Origin of the sequence: Paenibacillus anaericanus (genome assembly GCF_003994475.1) — a bacterium.
Taxonomy (GTDB): Bacteria; Bacillota; Bacilli; order Paenibacillales; family Paenibacillaceae; genus Fontibacillus; species Fontibacillus anaericanus.
Window position 1 is genome coordinate 46629 of sequence record NZ_RZNY01000016.1, and the last position, 13163, is coordinate 59791.

Below are 13163 nucleotides of genomic sequence, written 5' to 3' on the forward strand. Positions count from 1 at the left end.
TTTTTCTCTTGTTTTCTGAACATCGCCGAAGTCCGCCCCCTTAATTTCTATTGTTTTATTGTGGCGTATCAGTTCCTTTTTATTCCTCAAACCGATTGTAATTCCAATCTATTTCGCAAAATGTTGGGCAAAAGCCACCTATGAGGTAGAATAATAATGAAAGGAGATGTGAACAGTTTATGAAAATTGTATTTATAGAGCCTACACCAAGTCCTAATTCAATGAAGCTCCATTTAGACGAGAGTTTAGAGCCGGGTATCCGGAAAACATACAACCAGGATAATGAGCGGTCCGCCCCAACCTGGATAGCACAAATGCTGAAGATCCCTGGAGTGAAAAGTGTCTTTCATACCGCCGATTTTGTCGCCTTAGATCGTAAAGGAAATGCCGATTGGGCTGCGATTCTATCTCAAGTACAAGAGCAGTTCGGCCAAGAAACCGTGGAATCTACATGGAACCCCGATGATACGGAAATGGTTAGTTATGGTGAAGCGCAGGTATTTGTTCAATTTTTCCGTGGCATTCCGATGCAAATCCGGGTCAAATCAGGATTACAAGAGGAACGCATTGGACTCTCAGAGCGATTTCTATCAGCGGTAACAGAAGTAGCCACTTCTACACTCATTAAGGAGCGTAAGTTAAGTGACTACGGCGTTCGCTATGGAGAACTTGCAGACATCGCCCGTGAGATCGAGCAGGAACTAGAGGCCGCCTTTCCACCAGAGCGGCTGCAGGCAGTCATCGAACAAGCGATTGCCCACGGTCGTAACGAGAGCGAGTTCGTTGAGCAACGCCGTGAACTCAGCTTAGAAGAAATCGCATCGTCACAACAGAGCGAGGATTGGCAAGTCCGCTACGCCGGACTCGAGGCGTTGCAACAACCGGGGCCGGAAGCCCTACCGATCATCGCGAAGGCACTGCGCGATCCCAAGCTGCAGCTTCGCCGCCTTGCCGTTGTCTATCTCGGCGACATCCGTACGCCGGAAGCGATGGAGCTTCTCTATGAGGTGCTGCGCGATGCCTCCCCTGTTGTGCGTCGCACAGCGGGCGATACGCTCTCTGACATTGGTGATCCCGCTGCAACAGAGGCGATGATTGCAACGCTCAAGGACAAGAGCAAGCTTGTTCGCTGGCGGGCCGCCCGCTTCCTTTACGAAGTCGGGACTGATAGCGCACTTGAAGCACTGCGGGAAGCCGCTGAAGATCCTGAGTTTGAAGTCGGCCTACAGGCGAGAATGGCACTAGAACGGATTGAATCAGGTGAAGAAGCTGCCGGAACCGTATGGCAACAGATGGCTAACCGCGACCGCAGTGGGAACGACGTTTAAACTTCTCTTACGTAATTAAGGGTACTGTGCCGTCCTCATAAGGACGGCACAGTACCCTTTTCGACGAGATATATAAAAATTGTAAACAATTAGACATTGCCGAGCTCAATTCCATGCTATATACTGTGAGTTGTTCAAAAACCAACAAAATATGTAGTACCCTCATCATTGAAACGATGAGGTAGAGGTCGCGATTGTGAAGAGTATCCCGGAGGAGGCGTTTGAAGCCGCTCATGAATCCCGGGGGAAAGGCACCTTCGCCGAAGTAAGACACTAGGCTTCAATCGGGTGTCATGCTGGGGCTGTTACCGAAAGGGACAGAACTGTCACGATTTCCCGTCATCCCGGCAAATCGTGTTGAGCTATCTTCATGGAGGAATGGTGCGGATACACAGTGTATACAATAAGACCGCAGAATCCTTTCTGCGGTCTTTTTTCTATGTGTGGATCGTCCCGCTACTTCGATCTCTAATAATTACGGGGAAGATCCCTATTTGAAGGAGTCGTATAACATGAGTAACAAAAAAGTTGCATCCGTTAACAGTCTAAAGCCCGGTCTCAAGGCTCGTCACATGACAATGATAGCACTTGGGGGTTCCATCGGAACAGGACTGTTTCTCGCAAGTGGTGGAGCTATCGCCACAGCAGGACCTGGTGGCGCCCTTCTCGCGTACACCGCAGTTGGCATAATGGTCTATTTCCTAATGACCAGTTTGGGGGAACTTGCTACCTACATGCCGGATTCTGGTTCCTTTGAGACCTATGCTTCAAGATTTGTTGATCCATCACTAGGGTTCGCCATGGGCTGGAACTTCTGGTACAACTGGGCGATTACGATTGCAGCCGAATTGTCTGCAGCAACACTGATTATTAAATACTGGTTCCCCGAGAGCTCCTCGCTGATGTGGAGTGTACTATTCCTTGCTATTATTCTAGGAATAAACGTTCTTTCTGTTAAAGGGTATGGGGAATCTGAATATTGGTTCGCAATGATCAAAATTGCGGTAGTCGTTGTTTTTCTCGTTATCGGGGTGCTTATGATTTTCGGTATCCTTGGGGGAAAAGCTGTAGGATTCAGTAATTTCACGACGGGTGACGCACCCTTCCATGGTGGATTCCTTGGCGTTTTGGGTGTGTTCATGGCAGCCGGTTTCTCGTTCCAAGGAACGGAAATGGTTGGTGTCGCAGCTGGAGAAAGTGATAATCCACGTGAACATGTCCCACGTGCCATTCGCCAAGTATTCTGGCGGATCCTGATCTTTTACATTCTAGCCATTCTAGTCATCGGCCTGCTCATCCCTTATACTAATCCGGATCTGCTTAAGGATGGTATTGAAAGTATTGGCGTTAGCCCCTTCACACTCGTATTCGAAAAAGCGGGGCTGGCTTTCGCAGCTTCGGTCATGAATGCTGTCATTCTATCCTCCGTTCTGTCAGCCGGCAATTCGGGGATGTATGCTTCATCACGGGTACTATACTCGCTGGCTAAACGTGGTAAGGCGCCAAAATTCCTTGGCAAACTAAACCGTAACGGCATTCCAATGAACGCCCTGCTGATGACAACACTCGTTGGTATGACCGCATTCTTTGCCTCTCTGTTCGGAGATGGTGTCGTCTATACTTGGTTACTAAATGCCTCTGGTATGTGTGGTTTCATTACTTGGCTTGGCATCGCTATTAGCCATTACCGTTTCCGTCGGGCTTATTTGGCTCAAGGTCGTGACCTTAATGATCTTCCCTACCGGGCACGTTGGTTCCCATTTGGACCAATCTTTGCCTTCGCTCTTTGCTTGGTTGTGATCCTGGGTCAGAGTATGTCTTCTTTCAATGGCGATAGTATTGATTGGTACGGTCTAGTCGTCACTTATATCAGTGTCCCATTATTTCTGATTCTGTGGCTCGGTTATAAATGGAGCAAGGGAAGCAAGCTAATCCCACTTAAAGATTGTGAACTCGATGCCCCATCTGAGCGCTAGAATAGAGTAGCGCTCACTCCCGTGGCATCGAATACACTAATTTCGATAGGCTAGCCTAGGATGTTCTATTTCATCTCCCAATGTATCTCGACCCGCCAATCTTCGGTTTCTTCCAGAGGTTCCGTGAGATAGCTAATATTCTTAATATTTAGCTCATACAAACTACCTAGATCCTCTAGAAGACTTTTCTCTAGTCCGGAATATCTTAAGGTAACTGTCAGTTTATTCTTCTTAAGTCCCTGCTTCACTTTGGACTGTAGCCCTGTTGAATTCGTGACAACAGCAGTAGCATCATATAAGTTATAACCTAGCTCATCCTCCATCGCTTGATAGAAGGCTGTTACCTTTCCGCCCTTCTTGATCAAGCTTTGGAGGTTTTCTTTATATGAGGAGGTAGCGGAAGGATATTTCTTGGTCCATATATGATCTCTTCGCATCTCTTCATCGTTCTTAAGATAATACGAATATCTAATTCCGCTTAGGGAGTCCTGGATCGGGTCATCCCACGTCGTGTCGATGTGATACCACTTTTTATCCAGTAAAACCAGATTCCAGGCATGAGCCTGTCCACCAGCATTCCCCTCAATAATTAGGTTCTCTATCCCCGCACCTTGTAACAATTTATAAGTAAGGAGCGCATACCCCTGGCACACAGCCTCACCTGTTCGTAGTCCCTCATATGCCGTATATATTTTTAAATCCTCGTCATATTTCAAATTGATCACCACATAGTCATGGACGGCCTTAACTCTCTGATGATCATTCATGCTTGGCTTGATAATTTCTTTCAATATGGCTTGGACTCTCTCATTCACATAAGCAGATTGTTCCGCCGTCTCACGGTATACGATATTAATCGTAATTTTCGCAGCACCTGTGGTTCCCCGCCAAGAGTATGCATAACGGTCAACGATGTATTTCGTATAAGGATCGCTGTCGAGCGCCCCGTTCATCGCATCCTTCAACATGGTCTCCAAGTTTTTCGTAGATCCTTTATATTTAAAAGATAGGGAAGTTTGGCGCATAGCCATTCCCTCCGCAATTTTCGATTGAATTTGCTCAGAAGAGGATACAGAAGCTATGTCTGCAGTAGCGTATACTTCAACGACTCCCCATTTTGATGGGATGGATCCAAATAGAATGACGCCAATAATTCCCGCAGTTAGCCATCGTTTATGTACGTTCAGTCTCATCTTCTCCAACTCCTTCTCCCATTGGTTCTTCTTACTCTTCTTACTCTTCTTACTCTTCTTACTCTTCTTACTCTAAGCTTCCAGAAGCTTGATAGCGGTCCAAGCTCCCTTTGAGCACATTGTAACACAGCTAATATTGCAGAAGGTTTCTAGTTTTGTCGAGCTAACACGAATGAGATTTTTCACACTATATAATCAATTCTATTTCTAAAAGTGACGCAAATTTGACTTATTTTCTCAGTTAATTTCCTACATAACAACACAGATTTAGGTATAATAAATAACATGATTCTTTGTGATTTTTATCATATCAATTTAAATTATTAACAGGAATGGAGAGACAAGGACTATGACCATAGTAGATACTTCAGACATTTCCGTACAAATGTTTGTTGCAGTAATGTGCTTTGTACTTATTATTGCCCCTCTGGTAAGCCTAGGCGCCTTACGGTTGTTCCAAGGTAAAAAGAAAGCCGGACTTAGCCTAATCGGCGGCGGCATTCTCAGTTATTTCGTATTCCAACTTGTCTCTGGTCTATTCCATTAAACTTAGTGAAATCTATGAAATACAGCAAAAAGAAGAACAGATCTCGTGATCTGTTCTCCTATAATAGAGCCAAGGGGCTCTTTTTTTGTTTCTCACAAGCTTACTAGGCCAGAGCACTCTCAAATTGAGTTTTGTTCATACCCAGGATAACGCTCCTTCTCTCAGCCTTAATATATCAAACTATTATACTGAAGAAGGCACTGTTTCATGCTCCAAGTTCTCAATATACTTCTCACAATCGATAGCTGCCATACATCCACTACCAGCAGCGGTAATCGCTTGACGATAACGAGTATCTTGCACATCGCCACAAGCAAACACTCCTGGGATATTCGTCTCTGATGTTCCTGGCTTCACAATAATGTAGCCGTTCTCGTCTGTATCAATTGCCCCACCAAGGAATGCGGTATTGGGATGATGACCAATGGCCACAAACACGCCACTAGCATTAATAATCTCCTCTTCACCTGTATCATTGTTGCGCACTTTGAGTCCGGTTACACCCTTCTCATCCGTTATAACCTCAAGCGGTGTACGGTTCAATGCCCATTCCACTTTCTCATTCCCACGTACACGGTCCTGCATAATCTTGGAGGCGCGCATCTCGTCACGACGATGTACCAGTGTCACTTTCGACGCAAAACGAGTTAAGAACCCAGCTTCTTCTAGCGCAGAATCTCCGCCGCCCACGACGATAATTTCCTTGTTACGGAAAAAGAAACCATCGCAAGTTGCGCATGTGCTCACACCACGTCCGATATTATCCTGTTCTCCGGGAATACCCAGATACTTCGCAGTAGCTCCGGTTGATAGTACTAATGTATCGGTAATTAGTTCACCGATTCCTTCCACTTGAAGCTTAAATGGACGTTGGCTCATGTCTACGCTGTTCACCCAGCCAGTACGGAATTCTGCGCCAAAACGTTCTGCCTGCTTGCGCATATTATCCATCAATTCCGGTCCCATAATCCCCTCAGGAAATCCCGGGAAATTCTCTACTTCTGTTGTGGTAGTTAGTTGACCACCTGGTTGTGGTCCTTCAATCACAAGTGGACTCAGGTTAGCTCGTGCCAGGTAAATAGCTGCTGTAAGGCCAGCTGGCCCTGTACCTATAATAATAGATTTATACATATATATAAGTTCCTCCTTCAAGGTAAGTACGCTAGTCTCTTGCTTTAATTATGTTGAATGGCTAGCGTACTGTCAATATTCGTAACGGAGGGGTTAGGTGAAGTTTAAATGAAGGAATGATGAAGTTACTCCAAGTTAGCGCAATAAACGCAGTCCGTTAAGAATAACTAGAAGAGTGCTACCTTCGTGACCTACCACACCAAGTGGTAAGGGTAATTCTTGAACAAAGTTACCTATAATAAGTAATGTGATGACACCAGCTGCAAAAATCAGATTCTGCTTCACGATCTTTCGAGCACGCCTAGCCAACTCAATCGTCTCAGCAACCCGCTCCAGGTTATCATTCATTAACACAACATCCGCTACTTCCAGCGCTGCCCCACTGCCTGCTCCGCCCATCGCCACACCAACTGTCGCCGCAGCAAGCGCAGGCGCATCATTAACACCATCGCCAACCATAACGACATGACCATGCTTTGCGCGTAACTCCCCAACGTATTTCACCTTATCCTGTGGTAACAGATCGCCATATACCAAATCTATACCCGCTTCCCTAGCAACAGACTGCGCCGTTCCATTCCGGTCCCCTGTCAACATCACTGTAACTACCCCAAGCTTATGTAGCCTGGAAAGAGCAGCCTTCGCCTGTGGACGAACCGTATCTTGCAATGCAATCAATCCTGCATAATTGTCGCCAAATTGAATAACGGAAACCGTATTCCCATCATTCACTAAAACCTGGAGTCGCTGGCGCAACGATTCTGGTAAACTAGGATCATTCTCATCCGCTTTGCCAATACGCCAGAGTATCCCGTCAATTCTCGCCTCAATCCCCCAACCAGGAAGTGCTTGCAATTCCTCCGCAGCTTGAATCCCTAGTCCTTCCTCTTCTGCTTTTCTAACGATAGCACGAGCAAGTGGATGTTCTGATAGACTCTCTGCAGCAGCGCAAGCGGAAAGCAATTGTAATCGATCATACCCATCCGCAGCAAATAGCTCCGTTACCATGGGTAGCCCTGCCGTAAGTGTTCCTGTTTTATCAAATGCAACTACCTTAGTCATCCCCATATTATCCATGTGCGCTCCGCCTTTAAAGAGTACACCACCTCTGGCACTCTTTGACATGGCCGATAACATAGCGGGCATTACAGATGAGACTATGGCACAAGGAGAAGCAACGACTAGAAATACCATGGCTTTGTAGAATGCAAAAGACCATGCCCAATCTAAAAGTATGGGGGTTAACAATATGAACCCCATGGTTACCATAACTACTCCTTTGGCATATACACCTTCCAAACGCTTAATAAACCGTTGTGTTTCAGGCGTCTCATTCTGCGCCTGCTCCACTAGAGCAATGATCTTAGCGAAGAGTGTCCCTTCCGCCGGACTTGTCACTTCCACATAAAGCGCACCTTCACCATTGAGCGTACCTGTGTAGACTCCATCACCTACACCTTTATCCACAGGGATGGATTCACCTGTTATCGTCGCTTGATTAACCGCAGATCCGCCACTCCGAATAATACCATCGGCCGGAATAACCTCCCCTGGTCGCACTAATAACAAATCTCCTATGCTCAATTCTTCCACCGCAACTCGTTTCATTCCGTCACCATCGACTCGAAGCGCTGTTTCTGGCTTCAATGCGATTAATGCGGAAATATCCTTCCGGCTTCGCTCACTTGCAAACGACTCTAGCGCACCACTAAGTGCAAAGATGAATATTAACATTGCACCTTCATTCCAATATCCAATGGACGCAGCCCCCAGCGCTGCAGCAATCATCAACAAATTAACATCCAGGTCACGATCCTTGAATAAGGTCAATAAACCTTCCTTGGCTTTCAAATACCCACCCAGTACGTAAGACGCAATATAGAGCAGTACCGATAAGGGCTCCGACCAATTGCCGATACCCCAAGCGGCAAGCATCAAAGCTCCACTACATATCACCATCAATATTTCTTTATGACGTAACATCGCTAGAAATGAGGCGCGAGGCCGACGTCCCGGATCTGGCTGATTCATTGATTTCTGTGTAGCAGGCATCACCCTGTGTATGGCTTGCATTTAAATCCCCTCCACTTTTGTAATGTTCAATTGAGAATGAATACTATTGTTAATGCCCTGAAAATGACACATGCTGCCCCGGGAATCCCCGGAGCAGCATGTTATTGAGAATGATAATCATTGTTGTACTAGGACAACAGTTTTTCCTTTGTGAAACTTTAATTTTATTTTAACCCTTCTGCTTACTTCTGTAAATACAGATATTTCTATTCAATAAAAAAAGATCGCTATTCCGGGAATCTTTCATCCCTGAATAGCGATCTTTGCTCGATTATGCTTATTCACTATTTAGTTAGGCGTCTTACTCCACCACTCTACAATTGGCTAGCTTCAATCGCTTGTTCTAGATCGTAAATGATGTCGTCAATCGATTCTGTGCCGACAGATAAACGAATGAGTCCTGGATTAACTCCCGCTGCCAGTTGCGCCTCTTCCGAGAGTTGCTGATGCGTCGTGCTGGCTGGGTGAATAATCAATGATTTGGAATCTCCAACATTGGCAAGATGTGAGAACAACTTCACACTCTCGATCAACTTGCGTCCTGCATCCACTCCACCCTTGATTCCAAAAGTCAGGATTGCTCCTTGACCCTTTGGTAGGTATTTCTGCGCAAGTTCATAGGATTCGTGGCTAGGAAGTCCAGCATAACTAACCCACTCTACTTTGTCGTGCGCTTCTAAATACTTCGCCACTTTAAGGGCGTTCTCACTATGACGTTCTACCCGAAGATGGAGCGTCTCCAGTCCTTGAATCAATAGCCATGCATTAAACGGTGCTAATGATGCACCCAGATCCCGTTGCAATTGTACACGTGCCTTAATAATATAAGCAAGCGGTCCTACAGCATCCGTGTATACCACACCGTTGTAGCTAGGATCTGGATTCGTCAAGCCAGGGAACTTGTCGTTCGCTGTCCAATCAAATTTACCGCTATCCACAATCACACCACCGATCGATGTCCCATGTCCGCCGATAAACTTTGTAGCGGAATGGACCACGATATCGGCACCAAATTCGATGGGCCGTAGCAAATACGGACTTGGGAACGTATTATCCACGATCAATGGAATACCATGTTCATGGGCAATTGCCGCTACCGCTTCGATATCAAGCACATCTCCTTTCGGATTACCAATGGTCTCTGCATACAACGCCTTAGTCTTATCCGTAATAGCTGAGCGGAAATTTTCTGGATTGGAGGAATCAACAAACTTCACATCAATGCCTAACCTTGGTAATGTATTAGCAAACAAATTATACGTACCACCGTAGAGCGTTGCAGACGAGACGATCTCATCACCCGCTCCAGCGATATTAAGAATGGAGAAAGTTATTGCAGCCTGTCCAGAAGCTGTAGCAAGTGCGCCGACTCCGCCCTCAAGTGCTGCGATCCGCTTCTCAAACACATCGTTAGTTGGATTCATAATACGGGAATAGATATTACCAAATTCCTTCAAACCAAATAGGTTCGCAGCATGCTCTGTATCGCGGAAACCATAGGAAGTCGTTTGATACAATGGTACGGCCCTTGAATATGTAGTGGGATCAATTTCCTGGCCCGCATGGACAGCAAGGGTTTCCAACGCAAGTTTACGCTCTTCAGACATGAATAATTCCTCCTTAGAATAAATACATTTAATTTGATTTAATTAATGTTTTGTATATTCTCTCACAAAATCATCCATTTGAACATAGCAAATCCGATAAAACCTATGTGAATTATTATAAAATTAAAAAACCCGCCAATTCCCGGCGGGTTCATACCTGTTTATCTAATTTTTATTGAATGCTTAGTAAGCCCCATCATTACGTAGGCCTTGTGCTATAGCCACACCTGCACTCGAACCTAACCGGGTTGCTCCAGCTTCAATCATAGCTAAAGCATCTTCGAGACTCCGTACGCCACCTGAGGCCTTTACACCAATTCCAGGACCAACCGTCTTCGCCATTAGTGCCACTGCCTCTATTGTAGCTCCACCCGTAGAAAATCCTGTAGAAGTTTTGACAAAATCAACACCCGCCGATACAGCTAACCTGCATGCACGAACAATTTCTTCAGGAGTTAACAGACATGTCTCGAGAATGACTTTCACAAGAGCTTTGCCTTCTGCTTTCTCAACCACACCAATCATATCACGTACAACGAGGTCATCGTCCCCAGCTTTCAAAGCACCAATGTTAATGACCATATCAATTTCCTTGGCTCCATCTGCAATTGCCTGTGCCGTTTCAAACGCTTTTACCTGTGGTGCAGAAGCCCCAAGTGGGAACCCGATAACCGTGCATACTTTCACATTAGGGACATCCTTTAATACTTCTGCAGCCGTCTCCACCCATACTGGATTTACACATACGGAAGCAAACCCGTATTCCTTAGCTTCATTAGCTAGCTGCACGATATCTTCTTTTCTTGCATCAGCTTTTAACAAAGTGTGGTCTATCTTAGCCACGACCGATTTCATACTCACATTAATTCCCCCGATTTTGATCTATTATTTTTAATATAAACTTGAAATTTATACATCTGTAGGAAGCTTAAACGGATTATCCTTGTTGATCCGATCGTAGAACATAATTCCATTCAAATGATCGATTTCATGCTGCATCACAATCGCATTGAAACCTTTATAGCGAACTTTTATTTCCTCGCCTTTCTCATTCCAAGCCTTAATCTGTACCTTTTCATATCGCGGTACAAAGCCCTGGATCGGCCGATCTACCGAGAGACAACCTTCGCTTTCCGGTATATAGACCATGGTGGTCGAGTGGCTAATAATCTTTGGATTAAATAGCGCAATTTCTCTATCTACACCTTTATCATCAGTTAGCAACGCTGCGAACATGCGCTTATTCAAACCAATTTGATTAGCAGACAAGCCTACCCCTGCCCGGAGCTTATATTTTTTACTTAGTTCAGGGTCTTGGCTATTCTTCAGAAAGAGCATCATTGCCGCCATTTCTTCTTTGTCTTCCTCACTTGGAGGAACACTTACCGGCTCCGTTACAGTTCTGAGAATGGGGTCGCCTTCGCGTATAATATCGTCCATCATTATGATATAGTCTCGTTTGAATTTACTCATAAATAAAAAACTCATCCACCTTCGTACTTATTATTTGTGCCGCTAGCTAACCAGTAGTCACAGGGAATCATCGCTCGTTAAACTATATTGAATCCATAGTAGTATTGTAATCGTTACCTGCTCATCATACAATAAGACTCCTGATAATACCGCAACAATACATAGAAAAGAGCTCCTATCCGGAGCTCCAGTTCATTTATATTTATGCCAATCCATATCATTTTTACTTAGCAAATGCTCAAAGTTATTATCCAGTTGTTTCTGTTTCGCCTTACGTTCTTCCTCTGCTTGGATCCGAATTTCCTCTTTCCGTTGCTCTTCTTCCCGTTTCATATCCGCAGCCTGCTCCTTTAGCTTGCTTACAATATCAGGGCTGAGCAAGTCTTTTAGCGTAGCTGGTTGATCACTGGAAGTAACGGGAGGCGTTGGACGTGGTTTCTTTTTGGCCATTTTCAGTTCACCTCGGTTAGTTCTGACTTTACTGTGAGTTCAAACCTAAAGTATCACAGAGTTAAAAATACTGTCAACAACTGCCGTGCCTCAGTCCCCCAAGAAAGATGTTCAAATTAAACACAAAGCTCTCTTGCAAATCGAGTGGAAGTCCAAATCCACCAAGTCGCTCTAAAGATGCATAACCATGTACCAGGCTTCGCAATCCGCGTACAGCGTACAATGCCTCTTTTTCATTCAAAGAATAGTGACTCAATAACTGAAGCGTTAAATCTACGATAGCTCCACCCGCCCTGGTAACCTCATGATCTCTCTGATCAGAAGCTATTTGGGCACCTTCATATAATCCTGGATGCTCTAGAGCATAGTTTATATAAGTACTAGCAAATGCACGTATCGCCGCCTCTCCATTAAGTCCCTCTATGGCAGCAACGATACGTTCATGCAATTGATTCAGAACTTGTGCAGCCAACATTCTTCGAAGCTCATCAAGACTACTGACATGATTGTAAAGTGAAGGCGAACGCACCCCTAGTTTTTGAGCTACGGATGACAAAGTTACAGCCGCTATACCTTGAGAATCAGCAATCCCCCAGGCAGCATGTAAAACCAACTCTGCATTAAGTCCGGCTCTAGGTGACATGGGGTTTACTCCTCTCGCTTTCGCCTGACACAGATCCAAATGCCAGTTCCGCCTTCTTAACCGCGCTGACCATAGCCTGAATGGGGTCTAAGATCAGGTTGCCATGTCCTGCTGCTAATAGCGTTGGATTCAACGCTACTAACTTCCGAACGCTATCCAGCGCCACCTGCTTATTCCATGTAGCCATAGCCGGGAACGGAAAGAGAGGAGTCATCATCCCACTCACCGCGACGGCTGTGCGAGTATGTATCGCATCGCCAACCACCAGTGCGCCAGTTCGTTGATCTAGCAGAGATATCGATCCCGGTGTATGACCCGGACTAGCGATGACCAACAGTGATCCAATTTCATCACCATCAACAACGAGAACATCGGCCCGAGTTTGTAGCGCCTTGGGCACTCCTCCACGAATGGGAGTCTGCGGTTCATCTGGATCCAATGTAAGGTTTCCATCCATCAGCCGCGCATCCCTTGATGAAACGTATACTGGAACTTTGGGAAAGCGAGACTTCAGCTCATCTAAAGAACCTACATGGTCATTGTGAATATGTGTCAGTACAATACGTGATAATGGCTTTCCTACCTTTTCGATCGTATGAATAATGCCCTTCACGCTGTAGGGCAACGCTGCGTCGATCAAAGTAACCCCGTTTTCTTCTTCAACTATATAGCAGTTAACAGGGAAAATTCTTGGGAGAAATGATAATTGGAATAAGTTTTCCTTCTGAATTATTCTCATGAA

The 13163-nt window shown here is 45.4% G+C and carries 12 protein-coding genes and 1 riboswitch; of the genes, 3 read left to right on the forward strand and 9 right to left on the reverse strand.

The window, feature by feature from the left end:
- Nucleotides 1–179 precede the first annotated feature (179 nt).
- Both EJP82_RS18415 and EJP82_RS18420 read left to right on the forward strand, forming a co-directional pair.
- Nucleotides 180–1328, forward strand: coding sequence for a virulence factor (locus EJP82_RS18415; RefSeq protein ID WP_127193548.1), 1149 nt, complete (start codon nucleotides 180–182; stop codon nucleotides 1326–1328).
- 174 nt (nucleotides 1329–1502) lie between these two features.
- Nucleotides 1503–1701, forward strand: a riboswitch (Lysine riboswitch).
- 139 nt (nucleotides 1702–1840) lie between these two features.
- Entirely contained in the window at nucleotides 1841–3304 is a 1464-nt protein-coding gene (locus EJP82_RS18420) for an amino acid permease (RefSeq protein WP_127193549.1), read from the forward strand.
- 65 nt (nucleotides 3305–3369) lie between these two features.
- On the opposite strand, the gene EJP82_RS18425 is transcribed toward EJP82_RS18420, so the two are convergent.
- Nucleotides 3370–4497 (reverse strand): transglutaminase domain-containing protein, encoded by a 1128-nt coding sequence (locus tag EJP82_RS18425; RefSeq protein ID WP_127193550.1) that lies wholly within the window; start codon nucleotides 4495–4497, stop codon nucleotides 3370–3372.
- A 349-nt stretch (nucleotides 4498–4846) separates the two neighbouring features.
- Between EJP82_RS18425 and EJP82_RS18430 the strand changes: the two genes are divergently transcribed.
- Nucleotides 4847–5044, forward strand: coding sequence for a hypothetical protein (locus tag EJP82_RS18430; protein ID WP_127193551.1), 198 nt, complete (start codon nucleotides 4847–4849; stop codon nucleotides 5042–5044).
- 183 nt (nucleotides 5045–5227) lie between these two features.
- On the opposite strand, the gene trxB is transcribed toward EJP82_RS18430, so the two are convergent.
- The 8 genes from trxB to EJP82_RS18470 all read right to left on the reverse strand — a co-directional run bounded on the left by trxB (nucleotide 5228) and on the right by EJP82_RS18470 (nucleotide 13160).
- Nucleotides 5228–6175 carry a thioredoxin-disulfide reductase gene (gene trxB / locus EJP82_RS18435; protein WP_127193552.1) on the reverse strand — a complete coding sequence of 316 codons (948 nt, stop codon included), beginning with the start codon at nucleotides 6173–6175 and terminating at the stop codon, nucleotides 5228–5230.
- Nucleotides 6176–6310: 135 nt separating this feature from the next.
- On the reverse strand, nucleotides 6311–8248 hold the full coding sequence (locus EJP82_RS18440; protein WP_127193553.1) for a heavy metal translocating P-type ATPase: 1938 nt from the start codon (nucleotides 8246–8248) through the stop codon (nucleotides 6311–6313).
- Between the two features lie 314 nt (nucleotides 8249–8562).
- Complete coding sequence (locus tag EJP82_RS18445) at nucleotides 8563–9855, reverse strand: homocysteine synthase (protein WP_127193554.1); 1293 nt, start codon at nucleotides 9853–9855, stop codon at nucleotides 8563–8565.
- A 183-nt stretch (nucleotides 9856–10038) separates the two neighbouring features.
- Nucleotides 10039–10710 (reverse strand): deoxyribose-phosphate aldolase, encoded by a 672-nt coding sequence (gene deoC, locus EJP82_RS18450; protein ID WP_127193618.1) that lies wholly within the window; start codon nucleotides 10708–10710, stop codon nucleotides 10039–10041.
- A 54-nt stretch (nucleotides 10711–10764) separates the two neighbouring features.
- Nucleotides 10765–11328, reverse strand: coding sequence for a peptide deformylase (gene def / locus EJP82_RS18455; protein WP_127193555.1), 564 nt, complete (start codon nucleotides 11326–11328; stop codon nucleotides 10765–10767).
- Between the two features lie 192 nt (nucleotides 11329–11520).
- On the reverse strand, nucleotides 11521–11778 hold the full coding sequence (locus tag EJP82_RS18460) for a YqkE family protein (protein WP_127193556.1): 258 nt from the start codon (nucleotides 11776–11778) through the stop codon (nucleotides 11521–11523).
- A gap of 73 nt (nucleotides 11779–11851) precedes the next feature.
- Nucleotides 11852–12421: a TetR/AcrR family transcriptional regulator gene (locus tag EJP82_RS18465; RefSeq protein ID WP_127193557.1), complete on the reverse strand. Its 570-nt coding sequence runs from the start codon at nucleotides 12419–12421 to the stop codon at nucleotides 11852–11854.
- Nucleotides 12411–13160, reverse strand: coding sequence for an MBL fold metallo-hydrolase (locus EJP82_RS18470; RefSeq protein ID WP_127193558.1), 750 nt, complete (start codon nucleotides 13158–13160; stop codon nucleotides 12411–12413). The genes EJP82_RS18465 and EJP82_RS18470 overlap by 11 nt, the downstream gene beginning before the upstream one ends.
- Nucleotides 13161–13163: the final 3 nt, after the last annotated feature.